Origin of the sequence: Arcobacter sp. CECT 8983 (assembly GCF_004118855.1) — a bacterium.
In the GTDB taxonomy this organism is placed as follows: Bacteria; Campylobacterota; Campylobacteria; order Campylobacterales; family Arcobacteraceae; genus Halarcobacter.
On record NZ_PDKF01000002.1, the window covers coordinates 400,241 to 424,689 of the forward strand.

Genomic DNA, 24,449 nt, shown 5'->3' on the forward strand with positions numbered 1-24,449 from the left:
CAAAAATTTGATGGCTTTTAAGTTTTGAATAATCTTTAAATTATTCTCTTTCTTCTAATGGAACATATTTTAAATCTTCTGGACCAGTATAGTTAGCTGATGGTCTAATAATTTTACCATCTTCTCTTTGCTCAATAGCATGTGCTCCCCATCCAGTAACTCTTGAGATAATGAAAATCGGAGTAAACATATCAGTTGGGATTCCCATTTGGTTATATGAAACTGCAGAGAACCAGTCTAAGTTAGGGAACATTTTTTTGTTTTCCCACATTACAGATTCTATTCTTTCAGCAACATCATACATTAAAGTGTTGTTGTTTTCTTCAGAAAGTTCTTTTGCAACTTGTTTAATTACTACATTTCTTGGGTCACATACAGAATAAACTGGGTGTCCAAAACCAATAATAATCTCTTTTCTAGCCATTCTTTCTAAGATATCTTTTTCTGCTTCATCAGCTGAAGAGTATCTCTCTTGGATGTAGAATGCAACTTCATTAGCTCCACCATGTTTTGGACCTCTTAAAGCTCCAATTGCACCAGCAATACATGAGAACATATCTGAATTAGTTCCAGAGATTACTCTTGAAGTAAATGTTGATGCATTAAATTCATGCTCAGCATATAAAATTAATGATGTATGCATAGCTCTAACCCAAGACTCTCTAGGTTTTTCACCATGTAAAAGATGTAAGAAGTGACCACCAACTGAATCATCATCAGTTACTACATCAATTCTTTTTCCATTGTATGCATAGTGGTACCAATAACATAACATAGAACCAAAACAAGCCATTAATTTATCAACAATTAATTGTGCTCCCTCTTTTGGGTGAGATTCATCTTCAGACATGATTGCTCCAAGTACTGAACAACCAGTTCTCATAACATCCATTGGGTGAGAAGTTTTTGGTAATTGTTCTAATGCAACTTTAACACCATCTGGTAAATCTCTCATCCCTTGTAATTTTTCTTTATAAGCAGCTAATTCTGCTTTATTAGGTAATTTTTCATGTACAATTAAGTATGCAATTTCTTCAAATTCTGCTGTGTTAGCAAACTCTAAAATATCATAACCTCTATAGTGTAAGTCATTTCCACTTTTACCAACTGTACAAATAGCAGTGTTTCCCGCAGCATGACCTGATAAAGCAACAGACTTTTTTGGTTTAAATCCCGTAGTAGTACTCATAAATTTCTCCTTATATTATCTTTTCCCTAGATTTTTTTAATTTAAGTATAAATTATTTTGCTTTTGCCTTAGCAAATAATTCATCCATTTTCTTTTCATAATCATGGTAACCTAACATATCGTATAGTTCCATTCTTGTTTGCATAGTATCAAGAACACCTTCTTGAGTACCTTTTTCTTTTAATTCTTGGTATACATTTAATGCAGCTTTGTTCATAGCTCTGAATGCTGATAATGGATAAAGTACCATATCAATTCCTACACTTGCTAACTCTTCAGTAGTAAACATTGGAGTTGCACCAAATTCAGTAATATTTGCTAATACTGGTACAGACATTTTTTCTGTAAACTCTTTATACTCTTTTAAAGTATGAATTGCTTCTGCAAAAATTGCATCTGCTCCAGCTTCAACATATGCTAAAGCTCTTGAAACTGCTGCTTCTTGACCTTCAGAAGCATGGGCATCAGTTCTTGCAATAATATAGAAATCTGGGTCTAATTCTTGCTTAGCATCTACTGCAGCTCTAATTCTGTCACACATTTCTTCAGTTGAAACTAACTCTTTATTTGGTCTATGACCACATCTTTTAGCAGCAACTTGATCTTCAATATGTAATCCAGCAGCACCAGATCTAATGAATTCTTTAACAGTTCTTGCAACGTTAAAAGCGTGTCCCCAACCTGTATCAGCATCTACGATTAATGGTGTATCACAGATAGATGTAACTCTTCTAATATCAATACATACATCCTCAATCATAGTCATACCTAAATCAGGTAATCCATAAGAAGCGTTTGCAATACCACCACCAGATAGGTAGATAGCTTTATGTCCTGCTTTTGTAGCTTGTAATGCTTGGTAAGCATTAATTGTTCCTACAATTTGTAAAGGACTTTCTTCTTTTAAAGCCTCTCTAAATTTTTTTCCTGCGCTCATGTTAATCCTTCATAAAATTAATTGACTTTAATTATACATGAGAATTATAAATAGGTAATGTATGTTTTTTGTTTTGGAAATGGCAATTTTTTTTATGAATATATAAATTTGTACAATATTTGTTCTTATGTATTGTTTTGGTACAATAACCTTTAAATATTAGTTAAGGTTTGAAAATGATGTATAAAAACGGTATAGAGAAGTTTATTGAGATTTTTAAAAGATCTAATCTAAGTATATCTAAATTTGCTTCGTTAATCCAAAAAGATAGAAGAACAGTTACCTCTTGGATTGATAATATTTCTGATATAGAACCAAATGATGATGTAAAACAAAAAATTTGTACAATATTTAGATATCCAGACTTTATTTGGGAAGAGGGTTGTACTGGAGATGAATTTGTAAAATCTATTACTCAAATTCCTCAAAAAGAAGTAAGAATTATTGATGAAGATTATTATGGAAGATTAAAGTACATAATGGATTTAGAAAGAAATAGAAGATTTGTAATACAAGCACAATTTCCTGGTCCTATGTATAGAGATACAGCAGTAAAAAGAGTATATAGAACAAAAACATCAACTGATATAGAAGAATTAAAACAAAAAAGAATTGATCAAATGTTAAAATATGATTATGATACTACAGAATGGTATTCTATTAAATCTGTACTCTCTTTTTGTTTTTCTACAATTGGGAATTTCTATACAAAAGAAGAAAAAATAAAAATATTAGAACTTATATATGAACTATTTAACAATAACTATAATAAAAAACTTTTTTTATTTGATTCTTTTTCAAGAAAAATATATGGAATGGAAACAACATATATATCAATAAATGTCAAACAAAAGATTCTTTTCTTTAAATCACCTATTGAGTCAGTATTTATTGAAATTAGAAATAAAAATTTAGTCGAAAGAATGCACAAGTACTATTCTTCTCCTGTGGAAGCTCCATCTCATGTAAACTTTTTAGAGTCAATTAATATTATAAATATATTAAAAGATGCGGTAAGATATAACAATAGTATTTTACAAGCATATGAAACTATAAATAGAACAACAGATTATGGAGAATTATTTTTCAATAATTTAAGTGTAGATTTACAAAAACAAGTAAGTCAACCAAAGCCTGGACAAAAAAGAAACTAAAGGTAAATTATGGATTTTTCTTTATATACACATGAGTTAATAGTTTTAATGACAGCAATGGTGATTGCATTATTATCTCCTGGACCAGATTTTGCAATGGTATTTAAACAAAGCATTACTTATGGTAGAAGAGCTTCTATTTTTACAAGTATTGGAATAGGTCTTGGAATTTCTGTGCATGTTATTTATTGTATTTTAGGAATTGGACTTATCATTTCAAAATCAATAATACTTTTTAATATCATAAAATATTTAGGTGCTGCATATTTAATCTATCTTGGAATAATGAGTTTAAAATCAAAAGGTTTTAAAATCGATAAAAATAATATAAAATATGATAAAAATATGAGTGATTTTAAATCTTTTATGGTAGGATTTTTATGTAACGCATTAAATCCAAAAGCAACACTATTTTTCTTATCAATGTTTACTGTTGTAATTAGTATTGATACACCGATTTTTATTCAAGCTATTTATGGGTTATTATGCATGTTATTAACGACAATATATTTTATAATAGCATCACTATTTTTAACAAAAGATAGTGTAAGAGAATTTTTTAATAAGTTTGGAGTTTGGTTTGATAGAGCTGTTGGAGCTGTTTTGATATCTCTAGGAATAAAAATTGCATTAAGTAAATAAGGAAAAATATGAGTAGCAAAGACAGATTACTAAAAGTCACATTTGATGAAATATATGAAAATGGTTATTATGCAACTTCTGTTGATAAAATACTTAAAAAAGCAAAGATGAATAAAGGAAGTATGTATCACTTTTTTAAATCAAAAAAAGAGTTGATGTTAGCCGTTATAGATGCTCATATATTTGAATATATTGATAAAAAATATGGTGCAATTTTAGAGTCTGAAAGCAATTATATAGATTCTATGTTCAAAGTTTTTGAAAATAAAGACTCTTTTAATTTTACTTTTGGTTGTAGATTAAATACTTTAGTACAAGAACTTTCTCATCAAGACAAAGATTTTAAAGTTGCACTAGAAAAGGTATATACTCATTTTGAAGATATTATTTATAATGTGTTATTAAAAGCTAAAGAAAACAATGAAATAAACTATGAAGATATAAAAGAGCTTTCTGTATTTGTTGTAGCAACTATTGAAGGTGCCTTGTCAACTGCAAAGAAATCACAAGATGGTAAATATTTTGAGGTTTGTATAAAACAACTTAAAGTTTTTTTTGATCAAATTAGGAATTAAATAATTAAATGTCTTGACTATATAGTCAAAGTTTGTTATAATTTTATTGACTAAGTAGTCATGTCCCTTTTTTTGTGTCCAAGGCTTGACTAACTGGTTAATCCCTTCCCCCGATTTAGTTCTTATACATAACTATGGAACTTCAATCTACTCTTTATTCAAACTACATAATTTGTAGTATGATAATTTGCTTAAAAGCATAAGTCTAATAAAAAAACGAAAGTTCTTTTTATTAGACTTTATTTTCAATTTTATAATAAATCTAACTCTTCACTTATATCTTTTATAAGTTTTGAAAGTGGGCGTTTATTTATATCTTTATCTTCAACATATCCTGATGTAATAAGTCTTTGTAAATCTTCTTTATTATTAAAAAGCTTTCCTTCGTATTCATCTAATAAACTATCTATATAATCATCTGAATATATTACTCTTTTTTGCAAAAGTTCAGAAACAATATCTTTATGTTCATTATATAAATTCTTTATATTAAAAATTTCTATATGATTTTCAACTTTATCTTTATTATTTAAAATTTTATAATCTAGTTCTATTCTCTTCTCGTCAAAGAAATCTAAATTTTGTATTGATAATTTTTCTCTACTTTTAATACCTTTTAATTTAAACTTTACACTATCATTAAAACTTTCATTATATGGATAAAATATATCTTGTTGTTTTGATGATTTTCTTAAATTACAAGTTCCACAACTTGGAACTAAATTATAAATACTTACAGATAAATATGGATAATCTTTTTTATCAAAAAAGTGGTCAAGTTGTGCAGTTGCATTTTCTTTACCTTTTTTGTTAAAATTAAAAATATAATTTCTATTACAATATGGACAAACTTTTACATTTAAATCTTTTACAAATAAAGCATTATTTAATCTTGAATACAAAGTTAAAAATATATCTTTTTGTTTTATTGTTAATTTTGTTTTTGATTTATTACTTTTTATATAATCTACAAGTCTACATAAATCAGAATATTCCATTTTAATTAATTTTTCTAAATCTAAATTTTCTTTAAATCCTTTTAGCTTTTTACTAATTAATGTATTTAATTCAGTTAAGGTAATAGTCCACATAAGCTTTTTATTTTTTTCTTTAGATAATTTTTCATTAATAAATTTATTAGATATATGTCCATAAAAATTATCTATTGCTTCTTTTGATATATTAATCTTCTGCATTTTCTATTTCTTCTAATCTATCACTTAATTTTTTCATCTGATTTTTTATCAAATCTATTTCATCTATTTTACTTAATCGTTTAGAATCTAACATTTTTTGTAACTGTTTTTTAATAACAGGTTCCCCAATTATATTTATCAAGTTTTGAGCTTCTTCATTACTTTTTATTGTAGATTTATTATTATTTAAAAAATTAATGACCTCATTTATCTTCTCTTTTGCAAACTCTCCCATAAGACCATCTTTCATAAAAAAACCATGGGAAAGTAACGTATGGATATTTGCGCCAAAAGTATCTATTTCTACATCTACTTCTCTTCCATTTTTTAAAAATATCACATTTTCTTTTGCTAGGTCTGAAATGATAAATGGCGAATGTGAAGTTAATATAAAATGGAATTTTTCTTGTCTATTTTTAAATATACTTATTAAATAATTCAGTAATTTCTTTTGCCATTCAGGATGCAATTCATTATCTGCTTCATCTAGAAGTATAAAGTAGTTTTTTTTCTTGTACTTTTGTATAACTTTTTCAATATAAAACCTAATTCGTAAAATTGCTTTTTCACCATTGCTTAGATCATCATAGTCAACATTATTAGTAGATAATATTTTTAGTTTAAAAAATTTACTTGGTAAAGACGTTAATAAACTTATATTATTTTCATTTAAATATTCTGTATTAACATTAATATTAGCGAAAGTGTTATCAATTTGAAATATTTGATTCAAATCATTTTCATTTAATATTTTTAAGTAATTTATTAAATCTTCAAGTTCATAAGATAAAGGTATCTCTTTTATATCTTGTCTAACAAATGATTTCTCAATTGATTTTAAATGTTTACTTATAAATTCTGCTAAATCTTTTGGATTATTTATTATATTTTTATTAGTATCATTTATTTTAATATGTCTACCTTTTAATAAATTAAAAATTGTGCTATATATTAAATGTAATATAAAATCTTTAATTTCAAGTTTATTCTTATATTGAAACTGATTTACAGTATTTCCTAACGGTTCTATAGAAATTTTGTAAGGTTCAAAATATTTATTATCATCAATATAGTTTTTAGAAATAATATGGTTTATTACTAAAGTCTTATCATAATTATAATGTTGATATATATCATATTCTTTATTTGGCACAGCAAGTATAGATGAATTATCATTTTCATAATATGTAAATCTATCAAATGAAAAATCATAATGTAATATAAACAATTTTTCATGAAGTTCATTTATATTTTTACTGAAACATTCCTTATTAAAATTACTATTAACTCTTTTTTCTAAAGCCAACCTTGTAATATCATCAAATTTTTTTTCTTTTAATAGTTTTATGTATTCATCTGATTTAAATGAATTCAATATATAACATGGAATGTTAAATGCAGTATTATTTGTTACTTTTACTTTATCTAAAATACTCCATAATATAAAAAACTGCTTTAGAGCTTTACTGTAATATATAAATATATAAGTCTTTGGATCCGTTATAAAAATATCAAACTTTTTATTAAGAAACAAAGAGGAGAATTGTCCAATATATTTTAGAAGGCTACTCTTTCCACTTCCATTTTCACCAACAATAGCAGTAATATTTATATTCTCAGGAAATATATTTACATAATCTTTGTTTTCATCAATAGTTAATTCATTTTTTTCTTCATCATACTTACAATCAAACCTAGGAGAAAAATTAAACCCCTGTTTCTTTATATTCTTATAACTCTCAACCCACAAATAAACCAATTCCATAATAACTCTTTAAATATAATATTTCTAAATATATTACAAAAATATCATTTAAAAGTTTACATCAAGTTCAAAGAGTTATTAATTGGCTTTTCTTTTTACTCCAAGATAAAAAGAAGAAAAAAGTATGAATCTGCTAAAATAAAAAATTATAAAAAAGAAGGAATATCATTGAAACAATACTTAGACTTACTACAACATATTTTAGATAATGGTATTAAAAAAGAAGATAGAACAGGTACTGGAACTACTTCTGTTTTTGGTTATCAAATGAGATTTGATTTAAGTGAAGGTTTCCCTCTTGTAACTACAAAAAAGACTCATCTTAAAGCTATTATTTCAGAGCTTTTATGGTTTATAGAAGGAAGTACTGATGAAAGAAGACTTGCTGAAATCCATTTTGGAGATAAAGCTTCAAACCTAATTGGTAAAAAAACTGTATGGACTGCAAATGCAGATGCTCAAGGGAAAGATTTAGGTTATACGAATACAGATACTATAAAAGAGCTTGGTCCTGTATATGGAAGCCAATGGAGATCTTGGGAAGGTGCAAATGGAAAAAAAGTTGATCAATTAGCTGATGTAATAAATCAAATCAAAACTAATCCAGATAGTAGAAGAATTATTTTAAATGCTTGGAATGTAGCAGAGATAGAAAATATGGCATTACCTCCTTGTCATACTTTTTTCCAGTTTTATGTAGCAGAGGGAAAACTATCTTGTCAGTTATACCAAAGAAGTGCAGATGTATTTTTAGGAGTACCTTTTAATATCGCTTCTTATGCATTACTTACTATGATGATTGCACAAGTTTGTGATTTAAAAGTGGGGGATTTTGTACATACTTTTGGTGATGCACATATTTATTCAAATCATATGGAACAAGTTAATTTACAACTTAGTCGTACTCCACATAAAAAACCAACTATGAAAATCAATCCTGATATAAAAGATATCAATGATTTCAAAATGGAAGATTTTGAATTAGTTGATTATGTATGTGATGAACCAATTAAAGCACAAATGGCTGTATAAAGGAAGGGCAAACAAATGAAGATTTCAATGATAGTAGCCTATGGGAAAAACTGGGAAATAGGTTTAAACAACCAAATGTTATGGCATATAAGTGAAGATTTTAAAAACTTTAAACAAATAACTTCAGGTCATCATCTTTTAATGGGAAGAAAAACTTTTGAATCTATTGGTAAACCTCTTCCAAATAGAACTTCACTTGTATTAAGCAAAGGTGATTTTGAACATGAAGGTGTTTATACTTTTAATGATATTTACAAAGCTTTAGACTTTGCACGGGCAAATGGGGAAGAAGAACTATTTGTAATTGGTGGTGCAAATATCTATGAAACTTTATTCCCTTATGTTGATAAGATGTATTTAAGTGAAGTAGATTTTGAAGGTGAGGCAGATGCTTATTTAAAAGAGATTGATTTCTCTTCTTGGGATTTAGTAGAACAAAAAGATTATGAAGAAATCAAAGAGGGTGATAAGGTTAAATCACCAGCTTGGAAATTTAAAGTTTGGGTTAAAAAAGATTAAGTAGATGCTTAAAAAAATAACTACACTTTTTCCTATATGGGCAATTATCTTTTCAATAATTGCATACTTACAACCTAGCATTGTAATTGATTTTAAATCTTGGATTATTCCTTTACTTATTTTGATAATGTTTTGTATGGGAATAACTTTAAAAGTAGATGATTTTAGAAGAGTTTTGAAAAAACCTAAAATCATTGCCTTAACTGTATTTTTACAATTTTTGATTATGCCCCTTGCTGCTTTTGTTATTTCAAAACTTTTTAGTCTTTCAGATGAATTACTTGTTGGGATGGTTTTAGTTGGTGCAGTTTCAGGTGGAACAGCTTCAAATGTAATTGCATATTTAGCAAAAGCTGATGTTGCTTTATCTATTACTATGACTATAGTTTCAACGCTTTTATCAATACTCATTACACCATATTTGACTTTACTTTATGTAGGACAAACAGTTCCTGTACCTGCTTTTAGTATGTTGTTGAGTATCTTAAAAATAGTATTTGTTCCTGTTGTTGTAGGGATTATTTTAAATCACTTCTTCCATAAATACATAGAAAAAAGACATGATTTATTTGCTTTTCTTTCTATAGTTTCTATTGTATTTATTATTGGAATTATCATTGGATTAAATCAAAGCAAAATAGCAACTATTGCATTACCTTTAATGCTTGCTATTATGCTTCATAATTTTACAGGATTATTATCTGGGTTTTACATAGCTAAATTTTTAGGATATGAAAAAAAGGAATGCAAAACAGTAGCTATTGAAGTTGGTATGCAAAACTCAGGCTTAGCAGTTGTATTATCAATGAAGTATTTTACTGCTTTAAGTGCATTGCCTGGAGCAATTTTTAGTATTTGGCACAATATCTCTGGTTCGATTATTGCAGGATATTGGTCAAAAGAAGATGAACACTAAAGCTTATAAAAGCTCTAGTGTTTCAGCTAACTTATTTGCAACTTTTTTATAATTTCTTATTTCTAAAAGTCTAGTTTGACCTTTTTTACCAATATCTGCAATCTCTTCTTTTGATAAATCAATTATCTCTTCAAGTCTAGTTTTTATAGAGTATTTATCAAACTTACAAAACCAAGCATCATGATTATCTGTAAATAAAGTATAGTTATTTGCATTGTTTGTCATCAAACAAGGAATGGCAGTAGAATAATAATCCATGATTTTAGTAGGGGTAGAAGTACTAAATAGTGGTATATCAGGCAATACACATATTCCAATATCAGCTTCAGAAATGTATTTTAATAACTCTTCTTTTGTCTTTGTATTTACAATTTCTATTTTATTTTCTAATGTTGGAAAAGATTTTATTATTGCTTTTGCATTTTCTGGATTCTTTGTAGAAATAGTTAATTTCCAGGAAGAACTTTTTACACTATCAAAAGCATTTATAACTGTTTCGAAATCCCTTAGTTTATCAATTGTCCCTGCATAGAAAAATCTTTTTTCATTTGATTGGTGTTGTTTGTTTTCTTTTAATTCATCTGGGTCTAAACAAGGAGGACAAACAAAAGTTTTTACTTTTACTGCTTCATAATACTCTTCTTTCATCAAATCAGAAGAAGGTAAAAAAATATCACATTGGTTTATGTATTTTGTTTCAGAAAAACTATTGATTGTAGTGTTTAGATATTTTAGAAAACTAGATTTATTATTTGCTTTATCCACTTCCATTTTTTCTATCTCTTTTGGAAATGAAAGCCTATATCCAACTTTATAGTTATAAGTTTTACTTTCTTGTAAAATTGCTTTTAAAATAGCTGCATTGTTTCTAACTATAATATAGTCATAAATAGTAGGATTTATTTCTGCTTTTTTCAATAAACTCAAGATTTTTGTTGCTTCTAACTTAGGTAAAACAAAACGCCTATCATCTTTTTTTTCTAGTTCAGTTTTGAATTCACTAAAATAAACTATATCAGTTTGGATATAATCATTTAAATGTTTTTCAAACAAAGGACCAATAAAACTGTGGTCAGTATATTCATCTTGGTCTGTTATATAAAGAAGTCTACTCATAATTACTCCTTGCAAGAAAATTGTTTTATACTATCATAAGCAAGTAGCATTAAAGAAGCACTAATATTATTTTCTTAAATATTTAGTTTATAGTATTTTAAAGGAATGAGTAAAAACTTATTATGAAGTAGATGAAACAGTTAGTTGTACGATAATTATACATTAATTTTTATTTAATTGGTATTATTATAATATAATAGCTTGAATCTAAAAAAAGAGAGATAATGGGTAATAGTAGTAACATTATTAGTATGAATAAAATTAATAAATTTTTTGACGACTTTCATGTTTTAAAAAATATTAATTTCTATGTAAAAAAAGGTGAAATTGTTGTTGTTTGTGGACCATCAGGTTCTGGAAAATCAACACTAATTAGATGTATCAATGGTCTAGAAGATATTGATGAAGGTGAAATCATAGTTGATAATATTGATATTCATAAAAGTAAAAAGAACCTACAAGAGATTAGAGGTGAAGTTGGAATGGTTTTTCAACACTTTAATCTATTTCCTCACTTAACTATTTTAGAAAATATCACTCTTGCACCATCTTTAGTAAAAAATGTAAATAAAGAAGAGGCAAAAAAGATTGCTTTAGAACTACTAGATAAAGTAAGATTAAAAGACAAGGCTAATTCATATCCTGCTGATTTAAGTGGTGGACAAAAACAAAGAATTGCCATAGCAAGAAGTTTAGCAATGAAACCAAAAGTTATACTTTTTGATGAACCTACATCAGCCCTTGATCCAGAAACAATAGGTGATGTACTTGCAGTTATGAAAGATTTAGCAAAGGAAAACTTTACTTTAGTTTGTGTTACTCATGAAATGGGTTTTGCAAAAGAAGTAGGTGATAGAATCGTATTTATGGATCACGGAGTTATTGTAGAAGAGAATACTCCAAAAGAATTTTTTGAAAATCCAAGAAGTGATAGAGCAAAGAAATTCTTAAAAGAAATATTAACACATTAATAAGGAGAAAAAGTGATAAAAAGAAATGGAATCCTGTTCACAGGTAAAAAATTAGTACTAGCTTTAATGGTATTTGCAACAATGAATTTACTTGCAGATGATATTAACCTTTGGAAGAAATCTACATTAAATGAGATTGTTAAAAGAGGGGAATTAAGAGCTTGTTTAGACCCAGGATATATGCCTTTTGAAATGAAAGATAAAAGAGGTAGAATTATTGGTTATGATATTGACTATGGTAAAAAAATGGCAAAAGAAATGGGTGTAAAGTTTACTCCTGTAGCGACTGCTTTTGATGGTATTATTGCATCACTTTTAACTGGTAAATGTGATATTATTATGTCAGCAATGACTATTACTCAACAAAGAAATTTAAAGATTAATTTTGCTAACCCATATACTGTACTTGGACAAACTGTTTTAATCTCTAAAGAATTAGAAGGTAAAGTTACTGAAGCAAGCCAATTAGATAAAAAAGGTTATACAATTGTTACAAAACTAGGTGTAACTGGTGAGATTGTTGCAAAGAAATTCTTTAAAAATGCAAAAGTAGTAACTTTTGAAACTGAACCAGATGCACTTTCAGAAGTATTAAATGGAAAAGCTGATGCATTTATCTATGATAAACCATATAATATTTTATTTATGACTGATAAAGGTAAAGGTAAATTAGTACACTTAGATACGCCATTAACTTATGAGCCATTAGGTTGGGCTATTAGAAAAGGTGATCCAGATTTCCTTAATTGGCTAAACAACTTCTTAAGACAAACACAAGAAGATAAACTAGTTGATTTCCATGGAAAATTAAATAAAAAATGGTTACAAGATACAGATTGGTTAAAAAGAGTTCAATAATTTATGAGTAAAAAACACGAATCTTGGGCACAAAACAAAAAGCTAGGGCATTTTATTGCTCTAGCTTTTTATATTGCAGTTGGATATTTCTTTTATCTAGCCGCAACAAATATGAACTACGTATGGAAATGGAACTCTATTCCTAAATATTTTGTTTATGAAAAAGTTGTAAATGTTGAAGCTCCTATAGATGGAAAACTAGTATTAAAAGATGGAAAATACTTTATTGAAGGAACTGATACAGTTCAGTTAGAAAATTTAGATAGTAGTTTTTCATTAGAGTATAAAGTAGGAGAATATGCATATCAGTTTGATGTAATTGCTTCAAAAACTAATACAAAACTAGGTCCAATATTGCAAGGACTTTGGGTAACATTAAAAGTATCCTTTTTTGCAGCAATATTGACTTTTATAATAGGTATTATCGTTGCCCTTATGAAACTATCTTCATATCAATTTTTAAAAGATATTGCAACAGTATATATTACACTTGTTAGGGGAACACCTTTATTAGTACAAATTTTCTTATTCTATTTCATAGTTGCAAATATTTTTGAACTTGATAGATTTATCGCTGGGGTATTAGCTCTTGGTATTTTCTTTGGTGCTTATATGGCAGAAGTTTTAAGAGGGGCTATTCAATCTATTGATAAAGGGCAACTTGAAGCTGCTAGTTCTCTTGGTATTTCAAAAACACAAGCTATGAGATATATTATTTTACCTCAAGCCTTTAAACGAGCCTTACCAACATTGGTTGGAGAGATGATTGCTTTAGTTAAAGACTCTTCTTTAGTTTCTGTTATTGCTATTACAGATTTAACTAAAGTAGGAAAAGAGATTGTATCAAATACTTTCTCACCCTTTGAAACATGGATTATCGTTGCATTGGTTTATTTATGTATCACTTCTTTATTAAGTTTTATAGGACATAAAATAGAAAAAAGAATGGCTTTAAAAGGTGGGATGAGTTAATTTGGAAATATTATCTAATTTTATCCAACAAACCATTACTATCTTCGCTATTATGGACCCAATAGGGATAAGCGCTTTAGCCTTATCTTTGTTGAGTACAAATATTACAAAAAATCAAATATCAACAATTGCAAGAAAATCTACTTTTACAATTATTATTGCATTTTTTGTAGTACTTATTACTGGGGATGGAATTTTAAGAGTCTTTGGTATTGGTGAAAATTCACTTAAAGTTATGGGTGGAATTATTCTTCTTATGATGGCAATTTCTATGGTAAATGGAAGTGCAAAAGAGGGTAAAAAAGATGATAATAAAAGTGATGAAGAACTTTCAGTTATACCTATAGGTATTCCTATTGCTTTTGGGGCTGGATTATTTACTACTATTGTTATTTTTAAACATGATGCAAAAACTTTTACTGATTTAATATCTATTACTTTTGCTTTTTGTATAAATGCACTTTTATTTTATTTAATATTAAAAAACTCTATTTATATTAGAAAACTTTTTGGCGTTACAGGACAAAATGTAGTAACAAAACTTATGGGATTAATTGTTGGAGCAATTGCAGTACAATTTATAATCTCAGGAATAGTCAGTCTTACAAAACTATATTTATAATGATATTAGACATATTTTTAAAAGGTTTTATTGTAACAATATCTTTGATTGTTGCAATTGGAGCTCAAAATGCATATATTCTAAAACTTGGGCTTTTGAAACAACATGTAGGAAAAGCAGTACTTTTTTGTATTTTTTCAGATATTTTTCTTATTTCGCTGGGTGTTTTTGGATTAGGTTTTTTTATAAAAGACAATCAAATTTTAATAAACTCAATTGCTATTTTTGGAATTGTATTTTTATGTTTTTATGCTTTTTTATCTTTTAAATCGGCATTTAAAAATGAGAGTTTAAAGATTGATGATGAGGTAAAAACAAATCCATTAAGACAAGTGCTAACTTTACTTTTTGTTTTCACATATTTAAATCCACATGCATATCTTGATACTATTTTATTAATTGGTGGAATTGGAGCAAATATTGAAGATGATTTAAAGTTGTTTTTTTTATTAGGAAGTTTATCGGCTTCTTCATTTTGGTTTATTACATTAGGCTTTTCAGCAAGATTTTTAATTCCATTATTTAAAAAGCCAATTACATGGAAGATACTTGATATTTCAATTGGATTAATTATGCTAGTAATTGCATATTCACTTCTTGAAATAATTGAATAAGATATATTTTAAGTTTAGATTAATAAATATAACTAAAATTATTTTATATAATAAAACATTGTCTAAGAAATTATAATTTAAAAAAGTCAATAAAATGTCCCACTTATAAGTACTATTATAAGGTTTCATAAAATCATATACAAGTGAGTTTTGATTATGAATGTAACAGTCGCCTTTTTAGAAACAGCTGAACAATTAAAACAATTTAATTTTTCAAATAAAAGTAAGTACTTAATTTTATGTACTCAAAATAGTAAAATCGATTTAGATGTATTAAATAGTTTTGAAGTAGAGTACTATGGTGCAATCTTCCCAAAATTGATATTCAAAAATAAAATAGTTGAAGATGGATATTTAATATGTAAGCTAAATGGTAATGTTCATATTGAGTTTATTGAAGATATGATTGACTATCAATTTTCAAACTCTCGCTTAGGTGAATTTAATACTTTGATTACAATAATTGATGGAATGTCTGATTATAATACTTCTTTTTTAGAAAACATGTTTGAATATACAAATTTAAATTCTACTATCATAGGTGGTGGAGCAGGTAGTTTAGAAAAAAATAAAAAATATCTTTTTAATAGTAAAGGTTTTTATGAAAACTCTTCTATAATAGTAATGATAGATAATAATATTGATATTGGAATAAGTGAAGGATGGCAAGTTTTAGATGGACCATTTGTTGTTACTTCATCAAAAGGTAAACTACTTGAAGAATTAGATTATAAAAGTGCTTTTGACTTATATAAAACTACAATAGAAAAAGATCTTGGTAGAAAAGTTGAAGTAGAGAACTTTTATACTCTAATGAAAGATTATCCTTTAGGAATATTAAAAAATGATGAGAAGTATATCTTAAGAGACCCAATATCTTTTCAAAAAGAGTCTTTATATTTAGCTGGGGATATTGAAAATAATAGTGTAATAAATATTTTAAAAGCAAGAGAGAGTGACCTTTTAGAATCTACTGCTAATACAAGAAGTCAGGTTTTAAAAAGTGGCGCTAAGCATTTAATGATATTTGAATGTGTATCTAGGCTTGAATATTTAACAGTAAATAGTTATTCTAAGCAATTAAGAGAACTGAACAAGTGTGAAACAATAAAGAGTGTTTTTGGAGTAGTTAGCATAGGAGAGATAGCTAACTCAGGAGAAAAATATATAGACTTACTAAATAAAAGTTGTGTAATAGGTGGAATATGTCATTAACAAAACTTTCTGCATCTTATAAGTGTGTAAACTCTATAGGAAACAGTTTAAATCTACAAGAGATGATGGAAGAATTTTTAAGAACTTTTATCAAAGAAACGGGTGCTATAAGTGGCTCTTTTTTTGTCAATAGAAGTGTGAAGTCTTGTGAAGAGATAGCTTCATTAGGAAAGAAAAACCTTTTTAGTATTGAAACAATTAAGAAAAAACTCAAAGAAGATACTCTTATTTTAGAGAAAATAGATAATGGCTTAAAACTACTAGCATATAAGATAAAAAAAGGTTGTTTGATTTTTATTTATTCTTGCGAAAATGATTTTGATTTTATTACTTCTATTTTGGAAAGTCTAAAAAACAAAATAGAGATTAATGTAGATTCATGTTTAAATGTTGAGAATTTAAAAGAACAAATAGAAGAAGCTACAAAAGAGAACTTAGAAAAAGAGAGACAACTTTTCGAACAATTAAAAATGTCTCAAATGGGTGAATTAATAGGAAATATAGCTCATCAATGGAGACAACCTTTAAATATTATCTCAACTGCAACAAGTGGAATGCAAATAAAACAAGAGCTAGATATTCTTACGAATGAAGACTTTAAAGAGTACACAAAAAGTATTTTAGAAAACTCAAGTTACTTGTCTGGAACAATTGATGAGTTTAGAGACTATATAAAAGATAGCAATAAAGAAAAAGAGATAATTATCCAAGACAGATTAAAAATGGCAACAGAGATGCTAAGGGCATCTTTTAGTTTAGAAAAGATTGATATTATAGAAGAGTATGTAGAAAATGAGAAGCTTCATTTTAGACTTGTACTTGGAGATTTATTACAAGTATTAATTACTATCTTTAACAATGCAAAAGAAGCATTAATGGAAAAAGATAATTTAGAACAAAAATGGATAAAGTATAGTTTACAAAAGACAGAAGATCTTATAAAAATAACTATTGAAGACAATGCTGGCGGAGTAGATGAAAAAATAAAAGATAAAATTTTTAATCCATACTTTACCACAAAACATCAAGCAAGGGGAACTGGAATTGGGCTTTACTCTGCCTATGGTATAATTGTAAATAAACTAGATGGTAAATTGTATGTAAAAAATACTGAATATGGTGCAAAGTTTCATATAGAGTTACCATTGAATGTAAACTATATTATATAAAGGCAATCTTATCTTACAAAATTCTGTAGAAACAATTGGTTGTTTTAATGCTATTTTAGATCCATACAATGGAATAACAATCAATAAAAAAAATCTTCCTAGCACAAAAGAAGAGTTTGAATTAAACCTTGATTTACTGGTAGATACCCTTAAAACAAAAAGAAATCTTATTTGGATATATATAGATATAAAATATTCCGAATATATCCCTATTGCTACACAAAGAGGATTTTTCTTTCACTCTTGTGATGAAGATTATATCTTAGTAGTAAAAAGACTAAAAAACAATGCAATAGTTCCAACGCCAGCAAATCATACTTTAGGAGTAGGGGCAGTTGTAATAAATGAAAACAATGAATTACTTGTAATAAAAGAAAAAATATCAACAGCAGGATATAAACTTCCAGGTGGTCACATAGACAATGCAGAGATGATTTCAACTGCTCTTGCAAGAGAAGTTTATGAAGAAACAGGGATAAGAGTAGAGTTTGAGTCTGTGGTTTCTTTAGGGCATTTTTATCCCCACCAATTTCATAAGTCAAATCTTTATGTACTGTGTTTAGCTAAACCTCTTACACATGAAATAAATATCTTTGATACAGATGAGGTAATAGATGCAAAATGGGTAGATGTAAATGAGTATCTAAATGATGAAAAGGTATTACCTTACTCAAAAGCAATAGTAAATGCCGCATTGAGAACTAAAGGTTTTAAGATAGATAATAAACCCCTTAGTCATATAAAAAAAGAAATGGAATTATTCTTTCCTTTAGAAAATTAAAGTATAATCCACAAAAAAATAAATTATTATAAAGGAAACTAAAAATGAAAGAAATTATCTCAACACCAAATGCTCCATCAGCAATTGGACCATATAATCAAGGTACATCTTTTGGTGATTTAGTATTTATCTCTGGACAAATTCCATTAATTGCAGAGACTATGGAATTAGTTGAAGGTGGAATTCAAGAGCAAACTAAACAAGTAATGGAAAACTTAAAAGCAGTATTAGATGAAGCAAACTCTTCTTTTGACAATGTACTTAAAACAACTTGTTATTTATCAGATATGGATAACTTTGTAGCTTTCAATGAAATCTATGCACAATATTTTAAAGCCGAAACAGCACCTGCAAGAGCTACAGTTGCAGTAAAAACTTTACCTAAAAATGTATTAGTTGAGGTAGATGTAATAGCTCATAAAAACTAGAAGATTTTCTTCTAGTTTTTTAAACTTAAACTCACTCTTTGCTTCTTCAAATCAACACTTAAAACTTTTACTTTTTCTAGATTTTGATTAATACTTAAAACCTCACTTGGATGAGAGATTCTTTTATTTGATATTTGTGAGATATGAAGTAGGGCATCATTTTTTAATCCTACATCAACAAAAGCTCCAAAGTCAGTTATGTTTCTAACTATTCCAGATAAAACAAATCCTTCTTTTAAATCTTCTATTGAAGCTACATCTTGGGCAAATTTTACTTGATTGAAGTTTTCTCTGATATCAAACCCTGGTTTTTTAAGCTCTTCAATTATATCTTTTAGTTTTAGTAAAGAAGAGCCAAGTTCATTTGCTATAGTTTGTATTTGTGAATCTTTGATATCTTCTATTTTATAGTTTTTTTGCAAGTTTTTTGTTACTTCATAATCTTCTGGGTGAATAGCTGTATTATCTAAAATAGATTTACCACCTTTTATTCGTAAGAAACCAACAGCTTGCTCATAAGCTTTTGCTCCGATTCCTTTTACTTTTAGAAGCTCTTCTTTTGAAGTAAACTTTCCTATTTTTTCTCTGTGTTCTACAATATTTTGCGCTAGTTTTTCAGTAATGCCAGAAACAAAAGATAGTAGTTTATATGAAGCTGAGTTTAAATCAACTCCCACTTTATTTACTAAGTCAATTGTTGTGTTTTCTAGTTTTAGGGCTAACTCTTTTTGATTTACATCGTGTTGATATTGACCAATACCAAGTGATTTTGGGTCTATTTTTACTAAAGCTGCCATTGGGTCACGAAGTCTAGCTGCGATTGAAATAGCACCTCTAATAGTTACATCAAGGTTTGGATACTCTTTTTGTGCGATTTTAGAAGCAGAATAAACACTTGCACCTATTTCACTAACAATTGCATAGTTTACATCAAGATTTTTTTCTTTGATTAAGTTTGCTATAAAATCAGCAGTTTCCCTTGAAGCAGTTCCATTTCCAATAGCTATTGCTGTGATATTATATTTTTCAATTAAAGCACAAACTACTTTAGAAGAGCTGACAAAGTCTTCTTTTGGTTTTGTAGGATAAATCACAGTAGAATCAAGGTATAAACCATCTTCATCTATAACAGCTAATTTACAACCAGTTTTATATCCAGGGTCAACTCCTAAAATAACTTGGTTTACTAATGGAGCTGTTTGAAGTAGCTCTTTTAAGTTCTTTCCAAAAAGCTCGATTGCTTCAGAGCTAGCTTTTTCTTTTAAAGTTGTTAGAGCTTCTCTTTTTAAGCTAGGAAGTAAAAGTCTTTTTAGTCCATCTTTGTAGGCATCAAATACAATATCTTTTGAGCTATTTGCCCAAGAAGGAATTTTATATTTTTGAATATTGTCTAAAATATGCTTTTCATCAATATTAACTTTTATAGAAAGTTGCTTTTCATTTACTGCTCTTAATACTGCTAAAGTTCTATGGGATTTGATGTATTTGATTTTTTCTTCTTTTTCTATAAAGTTTGAATAAAGACCATCTTTTTGAAACTCTTTGCCTTCTTTTATCTCTATAGTCCCCCAGTTTGATATGAGTTTTCTTACTATCTCTTTTGATTTAAAATCATCAGCATATCTTTGAGCAATAATATCTTTTGCACCAGTTATAGCATCTTCAGTAGATGTAACTTCTTTATTTAAAAACTGTTTTGCTTTTTGTAAAACTTCTTCTTTTGTATATTTTAGACTTTGGATAATGTTTGCTAAAGGTTCTAAACCATTTTCAATAGCCTTACTTGTTCTTGAAGATTTTTTATCTTTAAAAGGCGTATATATATCTTCTACTGCTTGTAAAGTTGTTGCTTCACTTAACTGAGATAAAACTTTGTCATTTAAAAAGTTTTCTCTTTTAAAATAGAGATTATCTCTTCTTTTCTTGCGAGTAATTTTTGAGAGTAAGAGTAAACTTCCTCAAAAGCTCTTAAGTTTTCATCACTTGCATTATTTGTTAAATCTTTTCTATACCTTGCAATAAAAGGAATAGTACAACCTTCAGAAAGAAGATTGATTATGTTTTTTATAACAGAAGGTTGTAGTTGTGTTTTTTCTTGTAGTAAGTTTAATAAATCGTTAGTCAAGTACAATTTCCTTAAAATCACTTCTTGTATTTTCAAGAGGTTTGTTATTTTGTGCTCGTACAGTATAAACAAAAGATATTTTTGCAGTATCTGTACTATTTTTACTTGCATGGTGAAGTGTTTTACAGTGGAATAATACAATATCACCTTTTTCTAAATTTTGATGAGTTCTTTTCTTTATGATTTTTTGGTTTTCTTCATTTTCATCAATAAAATTATCTACTTCATCAAAAGAATCTTTACCAAACTTTATTTTATGTGTTCCTGGTATAAATTCTAAAAGCCCATTTTCTAAAAACTCATCTCCTAAACTTAACCAAACTGATACTAAGTCATCATTTTCAAAGTGCCAGTATCTTCTGTCTTGGTGCCAATAAGTTCTTGTACTTTCATGGGGAAGTTTTGTCATAATTGAGTTGTGGTGGGCTAATGTTAAAATAGGAGTATCATTTAAAACTTGTTTTAAAATAGGTCTTATCTCTTTATTTGTCATCCACTCTTGAAATACTTCTTCTCTATCATATACTTGTCTTAATCTTCTAACTGTAATTTTATCTTCATCAAGGCTCATATACTCTTGTTCTGTTTCAATTGGAGCTTGTTTTTTTGTAAGGTGTTCTTTTGCTTTTTCTAAAATTTTATCGCATAATTTATTGTCAGCAAAATTTTTTATTATTAAAAATCCATCACAGTTAAATTGCTCTAATTGTTCTTTTGATAATTCCATTGGTAGCTTTCTTATAAATTTTTCGTATTATACATCAAAATCGATTTCTATTTTATTATTCAATAACTTTTATAGTTTCATTATAATTAAATCTTATGATTATATCATAATTATTTATTATCTATTAAGCCGTTAAATTTTATACTTAGTAACTCTAATATAGAGAAAAATTATCTAGGAGAAATGATGAAAAAATTAGTTTTATTAGTAGGTATTTGTTTATCATTACTTGTAACAAACTCTTTTGCAAGTGAAAAAAGAGGATTAAATGTTGTTTTAACTGCTTCAGATGCACAAACTCAACAAATGGCAATCGTATTATCTATGATGACTTTAAAGCAAGGAAAAGAAGTAAATATGACTCTTTGTTCAAGTGCAGGAGATTTAGCTGTGAAGGGTATGGAAAGTGAAGTTTTAAAGCCAATGAATAAAAGTCCAAAAATGATGCTTCAAGCAATTATGCAAAAAGGAGCTAAAGTAGAAATTTGTCCTTTATATTTACCAAATGCTAAAAAAGATGAATCTGTATTAATAAAAGGAATTACTGTTGCAAAACCACCAAAAGTTGCAGCACAACTTTTAAATGATGATTTTACAACATTAAGTTATTAATTTATGGGTGAACAGCCTTTAAGGCTTCACCTATTGATGTAATAGTTCTAACAGTAGTAACACCAGCTCTTTGTAAAGCTGCATACTTTTCATCTGCAGTTCCTTTACTTCCATCAATAATTGCACCTGCATGTCCCATTCTTTTACCCTTTGGGGCTGTAACTCCTGCGATATAAGAAACAACAGGTTTTGTAATATTTGATTTAATAAACTCAGCAGCAGCTTCTTCTTTAGCTCCACCAATTTCACCAATCATTACAATTGCTTTAGTCTCTGGGTCATTTTCAAATCTTTGTAAGATATCAATAAAATCACTTCCTGGAACTGCATCTCCTCCAATACCTACACAAGTACTTTGACCAAATCCTGCTTTTGTAGATTGATTAACTGCTTCATAAGTTAAAGTACCAGATCTTGATACAATTCCAACACTTCCTGGTTGATGAATTGCTTCAGGCATAATTCCCATTTTACATTGACCTGGAGTAATTATACCTGGACAGTTTGGACCAATAAGAGTTGAACCATTTAAATCAACTGCTGCTTTCACATCAAGCATATCAATAGTTGGAATACCTTCTGTAATACAAACAATTATTTCAATACCATTTTCGCTTGCTTCAATAATTGCATCTTTACAAAATGGAGCAGGTACATAGATAATAGAAGCATTTGCTCCTGTTAATCTTTTTGCACACTCTACTGTGTTATAAATTGGTAGGTCTAAGTGAGTTTGTCCACGTTTACCTGGAACTACACCACTAACTACTGTTGTTCCATATGCAATTGCACGTCCTGTATGGAAACTTGCTTGTGCACCTGTTAGACCTTGAACTAATACTTTTGTATTTTTATCAATTAAAATTGCCATTAGTTCGCCCCTTGTGCTAATTCAATAATTTTTTGTGCAGCTTTATCTAAATCTGCTTCTTCATAGATTTTTAAATCAGAGTTTTCAATTAACTCTAATCCTTCTTTTGCATTTGTACCTTCAAGTCTAACTACAACAGGTACATTTATTTCCATTTTTTTTGCAGCAGCAATAATACCAGCAGCAATGATGTCACATCTAACAATACCACCAAAGATATTTACTAAGATACCATCTACTTTTTCATCTGAAAGAATTATTTCAAAGGCTTCAATAACTCTTTGTTCATTTACACTTCCACCTACATCTAAAAAGTTTGCAGGTTCACCACCATGAGTTTTAATTAAATCCATAGTTGCCATAGCTAAACCAGCACCATTTACCATACAACCAATATTTCCATCTAAGCTTACATAGTTTAGGTCTAGTTTTTCTGCTTTTAATTCCCTTGCATCTTCTTGAGATTCATCTCTGATTTCATTCATTTTAGGCTGCCTATATAAAGCTGAGTTATCAACTTGAATCTTTCCATCAAGACATACTAAGTAACCTTGTTTTGTAACAACTAAAGGATTTACTTCTACAAGTGATAAGTCTTTTTCAATAAACATTTTATACATTTTTTGCATTAAATCAATCATTTGTGCAGAAAGAGTTTTATCTAGTTTTAAGTCATCACAAATTTGTCTACATTGTGCAGGCATAATTCCAACAACTGGATTAATAGGATTTCTTAAGATTTTTTCTGGAAATTTTTCTGCTACTTCTTCAATTTCCATACCACCTTCACTTGAAGTGATAATCATAATTCTCTGACTTGTTCTATCCACAGCAAAGGCTAAATAAATTTCATCTACAACATCGCAAGGTTCTTCTACAAAAATAGAGTTTACTGGTTGACCTTCTTTTGTTGTTTGGTGAGTTACAAGCCTACTTCCTAGTAATCTTCTAACTTCTTCATTTGCTTGAGTTTTTGATTCAGCTACAACAACTCCACCAGCTTTTCCTCTTCCTCCTGCATGAACTTGAGCTTTTATTACCCATCTGTCTTCACCAATTGTTCTTAAAATATCATCTAGTTGTGAGGGGTGAGTAAGTAGTTTACCTTTTGTAGTTGGAATATCATATTTTCTATATAGGTTTTTTGCTTGATATTCGTGTAAATTCATAGTTTGCCTTATTTATGAAAATGGATTTTTGAATGGAAACTTATACCAAAATAATCATATAAATGGGCTTAATAGATTTAAAAGAGAGGATTTTAAAATGTTATAGAAAGAGTATAAACTCTTTCTATAAAATGAATTATAAAACAGGAGATTTAATAACCATCATTTTTTGGTTTTGCATTTCATTCATAGAATCAGGGATACCACCTAATCCAAGACCAGAAGTTTTAGCACCACCAAATGGCATCCAGTCAACTCTAAATGCAGTATGATC

The 24,449-nt window shown here is 28.0% G+C and carries 24 protein-coding genes and 1 pseudogene; 16 read left to right on the forward strand and 9 right to left on the reverse strand.

Annotated features, from left to right (window positions below):
• Positions 1-40 precede the first annotated feature (40 nt).
• A complete protein-coding gene (prpC, locus tag CRV01_RS02045) occupies positions 41-1,189 on the reverse strand; it encodes a 2-methylcitrate synthase (protein WP_129006570.1) in 1,149 nt (382 codons plus the stop codon).
• A 52-nt stretch (positions 1,190-1,241) separates the two neighbouring features.
• A complete protein-coding gene (gene prpB / locus CRV01_RS02050) occupies positions 1,242-2,126 on the reverse strand; it encodes a methylisocitrate lyase (RefSeq protein ID WP_129006572.1) in 885 nt (294 codons plus the stop codon).
• A gap of 176 nt (positions 2,127-2,302) precedes the next feature.
• On the opposite strand from prpB, the gene CRV01_RS02055 reads away from it, so the two are divergent.
• The 3 genes from CRV01_RS02055 to CRV01_RS02065 are packed head-to-tail and all read left to right on the forward strand — an operon-like array spanning position 2,303 to position 4,497.
• Positions 2,303-3,280, forward strand: coding sequence for a hypothetical protein (locus CRV01_RS02055; RefSeq protein ID WP_129006573.1), 978 nt, complete (start codon positions 2,303-2,305; stop codon positions 3,278-3,280).
• Between the two features lie 9 nt (positions 3,281-3,289).
• Positions 3,290-3,922 carry a LysE family translocator gene (locus CRV01_RS02060; protein ID WP_258238288.1) on the forward strand — a complete coding sequence of 211 codons (633 nt, stop codon included), beginning with the start codon at positions 3,290-3,292 and terminating at the stop codon, positions 3,920-3,922.
• Positions 3,923-3,930: 8 nt separating this feature from the next.
• Positions 3,931-4,497 (forward strand): TetR/AcrR family transcriptional regulator, encoded by a 567-nt coding sequence (locus CRV01_RS02065; protein ID WP_129006574.1) that lies wholly within the window; start codon positions 3,931-3,933, stop codon positions 4,495-4,497.
• Positions 4,498-4,748: 251 nt separating this feature from the next.
• Here the strand turns inward: CRV01_RS02065 and CRV01_RS02070 are convergent, their stop codons facing one another.
• Both CRV01_RS02070 and CRV01_RS02075 read right to left on the reverse strand, forming a co-directional pair.
• Positions 4,749-5,693, reverse strand: a complete 945-nt coding sequence (locus tag CRV01_RS02070; RefSeq protein ID WP_129006575.1) for a hypothetical protein — start codon at positions 5,691-5,693, stop codon at positions 4,749-4,751.
• Positions 5,680-7,458 carry an AAA family ATPase gene (locus CRV01_RS02075; protein WP_129006576.1) on the reverse strand — a complete coding sequence of 593 codons (1,779 nt, stop codon included), beginning with the start codon at positions 7,456-7,458 and terminating at the stop codon, positions 5,680-5,682. Before CRV01_RS02075 ends, CRV01_RS02070 begins: the two co-directional genes overlap by 14 nt.
• Positions 7,459-7,626: 168 nt before the next feature.
• On the opposite strand from CRV01_RS02075, the gene thyA reads away from it, so the two are divergent.
• Genes thyA through CRV01_RS02090 form a run of 3 tightly spaced genes read left to right on the forward strand, consistent with a single transcriptional unit; the run spans position 7,627 to position 9,925 of the window.
• Positions 7,627-8,490 carry a thymidylate synthase gene (gene thyA, locus CRV01_RS02080; protein ID WP_129006577.1) on the forward strand — a complete coding sequence of 288 codons (864 nt, stop codon included), beginning with the start codon at positions 7,627-7,629 and terminating at the stop codon, positions 8,488-8,490.
• Positions 8,491-8,505: 15 nt separating this feature from the next.
• A complete protein-coding gene (locus tag CRV01_RS02085; protein ID WP_129006578.1) occupies positions 8,506-9,009 on the forward strand; it encodes a dihydrofolate reductase in 504 nt (167 codons plus the stop codon).
• A 4-nt stretch (positions 9,010-9,013) separates the two neighbouring features.
• Positions 9,014-9,925 carry a bile acid:sodium symporter family protein gene (locus tag CRV01_RS02090; protein ID WP_129006579.1) on the forward strand — a complete coding sequence of 304 codons (912 nt, stop codon included), beginning with the start codon at positions 9,014-9,016 and terminating at the stop codon, positions 9,923-9,925.
• A gap of 3 nt (positions 9,926-9,928) precedes the next feature.
• Here CRV01_RS02090 and CRV01_RS02095 read toward each other — a convergent pair whose 3' ends face one another.
• Entirely contained in the window at positions 9,929-11,041 is a 1,113-nt protein-coding gene (locus CRV01_RS02095; RefSeq protein ID WP_129006580.1) for a glycosyltransferase, read from the reverse strand.
• A 242-nt stretch (positions 11,042-11,283) separates the two neighbouring features.
• Here CRV01_RS02095 and CRV01_RS02100 point away from each other — a divergent pair, with 242 nt between their 5' ends.
• From CRV01_RS02100 to CRV01_RS02140, 9 genes are all read left to right on the forward strand, one after another.
• On the forward strand, positions 11,284-12,012 hold the full coding sequence (locus tag CRV01_RS02100) for an amino acid ABC transporter ATP-binding protein (protein ID WP_129006607.1): 729 nt from the start codon (positions 11,284-11,286) through the stop codon (positions 12,010-12,012).
• A gap of 12 nt (positions 12,013-12,024) precedes the next feature.
• A complete protein-coding gene (locus CRV01_RS02105) occupies positions 12,025-12,870 on the forward strand; it encodes a transporter substrate-binding domain-containing protein (RefSeq protein ID WP_258238289.1) in 846 nt (281 codons plus the stop codon).
• A gap of 3 nt (positions 12,871-12,873) precedes the next feature.
• Positions 12,874-13,842: an amino acid ABC transporter permease gene (locus CRV01_RS02110; protein WP_129006581.1), complete on the forward strand. Its 969-nt coding sequence runs from the start codon at positions 12,874-12,876 to the stop codon at positions 13,840-13,842.
• A gap of 1 nt (position 13,843) precedes the next feature.
• On the forward strand, positions 13,844-14,464 hold the full coding sequence (locus CRV01_RS02115; RefSeq protein WP_129006582.1) for a MarC family protein: 621 nt from the start codon (positions 13,844-13,846) through the stop codon (positions 14,462-14,464).
• Positions 14,464-15,078, forward strand: coding sequence for a LysE/ArgO family amino acid transporter (locus CRV01_RS02120; RefSeq protein ID WP_129006583.1), 615 nt, complete (start codon positions 14,464-14,466; stop codon positions 15,076-15,078). The genes CRV01_RS02115 and CRV01_RS02120 overlap by 1 nt, the downstream gene beginning before the upstream one ends.
• A gap of 156 nt (positions 15,079-15,234) precedes the next feature.
• Complete coding sequence (locus CRV01_RS02125; RefSeq protein ID WP_129006584.1) at positions 15,235-16,293, forward strand: FIST C-terminal domain-containing protein; 1,059 nt, start codon at positions 15,235-15,237, stop codon at positions 16,291-16,293.
• Positions 16,284-17,462 carry a sensor histidine kinase gene (locus CRV01_RS02130; protein ID WP_129006585.1) on the forward strand — a complete coding sequence of 393 codons (1,179 nt, stop codon included), beginning with the start codon at positions 16,284-16,286 and terminating at the stop codon, positions 17,460-17,462. Before CRV01_RS02125 ends, CRV01_RS02130 begins: the two co-directional genes overlap by 10 nt.
• A 52-nt stretch (positions 17,463-17,514) precedes the next feature.
• Entirely contained in the window at positions 17,515-18,243 is a 729-nt protein-coding gene (locus CRV01_RS02135; protein WP_258238293.1) for an NUDIX domain-containing protein, read from the forward strand.
• 44 nt (positions 18,244-18,287) lie between these two features.
• Positions 18,288-18,671 carry a RidA family protein gene (locus CRV01_RS02140; RefSeq protein ID WP_129006587.1) on the forward strand — a complete coding sequence of 128 codons (384 nt, stop codon included), beginning with the start codon at positions 18,288-18,290 and terminating at the stop codon, positions 18,669-18,671.
• 11 nt (positions 18,672-18,682) lie between these two features.
• Here CRV01_RS02140 and CRV01_RS02145 read toward each other — a convergent pair.
• Together CRV01_RS02145 and CRV01_RS02150 are read right to left on the reverse strand one after the other, a co-directional pair.
• Positions 18,683-20,796 (reverse strand): annotated as a pseudogene (locus CRV01_RS02145) (helix-hairpin-helix domain-containing protein).
• Positions 20,789-21,523, reverse strand: coding sequence for a phytanoyl-CoA dioxygenase family protein (locus tag CRV01_RS02150; RefSeq protein WP_129006588.1), 735 nt, complete (start codon positions 21,521-21,523; stop codon positions 20,789-20,791). Before CRV01_RS02150 ends, CRV01_RS02145 begins: the two are co-directional and overlap by 8 nt.
• A 186-nt stretch (positions 21,524-21,709) precedes the next feature.
• Between CRV01_RS02150 and CRV01_RS02155 the strand changes: the two genes are divergently transcribed.
• Entirely contained in the window at positions 21,710-22,135 is a 426-nt protein-coding gene (locus tag CRV01_RS02155; protein ID WP_129006589.1) for a hypothetical protein, read from the forward strand.
• Between the two features lies 1 nt (position 22,136).
• Here the strand turns inward: CRV01_RS02155 and sucD are convergent, their stop codons facing one another.
• Together sucD and sucC are read right to left on the reverse strand one after the other, a co-directional pair.
• Complete coding sequence (sucD, locus tag CRV01_RS02160; protein ID WP_129006590.1) at positions 22,137-23,006, reverse strand: succinate--CoA ligase subunit alpha; 870 nt, start codon at positions 23,004-23,006, stop codon at positions 22,137-22,139.
• Positions 23,006-24,175 (reverse strand): ADP-forming succinate--CoA ligase subunit beta, encoded by a 1,170-nt coding sequence (sucC, locus tag CRV01_RS02165; RefSeq protein ID WP_129006591.1) that lies wholly within the window; start codon positions 24,173-24,175, stop codon positions 23,006-23,008. The genes sucD and sucC overlap by 1 nt, the downstream gene beginning before the upstream one ends.
• Positions 24,176-24,449 lie beyond the last annotated feature (274 nt).

Bases quoted from the DNA above. Each gene is read 5' to 3' on its own strand.
- CRV01_RS02095 (WP_129006580.1), bottom strand. From the start codon at position 11,041: ATGAGTAGACTTCTTTATATAACAGACCAAGATGAATATACTGACCAC.
- CRV01_RS02140 (WP_129006587.1), top strand. From the start codon at position 18,288: ATGAAAGAAATTATCTCAACACCAAATGCTCCATCAGCAATTGGACCA.
- CRV01_RS02055 (WP_129006573.1), top strand. From the start codon at position 2,303: ATGATGTATAAAAACGGTATAGAGAAGTTTATTGAGATTTTTAAAAGA.
- CRV01_RS02090 (WP_129006579.1), top strand. From the start codon at position 9,014: ATGCTTAAAAAAATAACTACACTTTTTCCTATATGGGCAATTATCTTT.
- sucD (WP_129006590.1), bottom strand. From the start codon at position 23,006: ATGGCAATTTTAATTGATAAAAATACAAAAGTATTAGTTCAAGGTCTA.
- CRV01_RS02085 (WP_129006578.1), top strand. From the start codon at position 8,506: ATGAAGATTTCAATGATAGTAGCCTATGGGAAAAACTGGGAAATAGGT.
- CRV01_RS02110 (WP_129006581.1), top strand. From the start codon at position 12,874: ATGAGTAAAAAACACGAATCTTGGGCACAAAACAAAAAGCTAGGGCAT.
- CRV01_RS02075 (WP_129006576.1), bottom strand. From the start codon at position 7,458: ATGGAATTGGTTTATTTGTGGGTTGAGAGTTATAAGAATATAAAGAAA.
- sucC (WP_129006591.1), bottom strand. From the start codon at position 24,175: ATGAATTTACACGAATATCAAGCAAAAAACCTATATAGAAAATATGAT.
- CRV01_RS02150 (WP_129006588.1), bottom strand. From the start codon at position 21,523: ATGGAATTATCAAAAGAACAATTAGAGCAATTTAACTGTGATGGATTT.
- CRV01_RS02060 (WP_258238288.1), top strand. From the start codon at position 3,290: ATGGATTTTTCTTTATATACACATGAGTTAATAGTTTTAATGACAGCA.
- CRV01_RS02155 (WP_129006589.1), top strand. From the start codon at position 21,710: ATGAAAAAATTAGTTTTATTAGTAGGTATTTGTTTATCATTACTTGTA.
- CRV01_RS02130 (WP_129006585.1), top strand. From the start codon at position 16,284: ATGTCATTAACAAAACTTTCTGCATCTTATAAGTGTGTAAACTCTATA.
- prpC (WP_129006570.1), bottom strand. From the start codon at position 1,189: ATGAGTACTACTACGGGATTTAAACCAAAAAAGTCTGTTGCTTTATCA.
- CRV01_RS02125 (WP_129006584.1), top strand. From the start codon at position 15,235: ATGAATGTAACAGTCGCCTTTTTAGAAACAGCTGAACAATTAAAACAA.
- CRV01_RS02120 (WP_129006583.1), top strand. From the start codon at position 14,464: ATGATATTAGACATATTTTTAAAAGGTTTTATTGTAACAATATCTTTG.
- prpB (WP_129006572.1), bottom strand. From the start codon at position 2,126: ATGAGCGCAGGAAAAAAATTTAGAGAGGCTTTAAAAGAAGAAAGTCCT.
- CRV01_RS02070 (WP_129006575.1), bottom strand. From the start codon at position 5,693: ATGCAGAAGATTAATATATCAAAAGAAGCAATAGATAATTTTTATGGA.
- CRV01_RS02065 (WP_129006574.1), top strand. From the start codon at position 3,931: ATGAGTAGCAAAGACAGATTACTAAAAGTCACATTTGATGAAATATAT.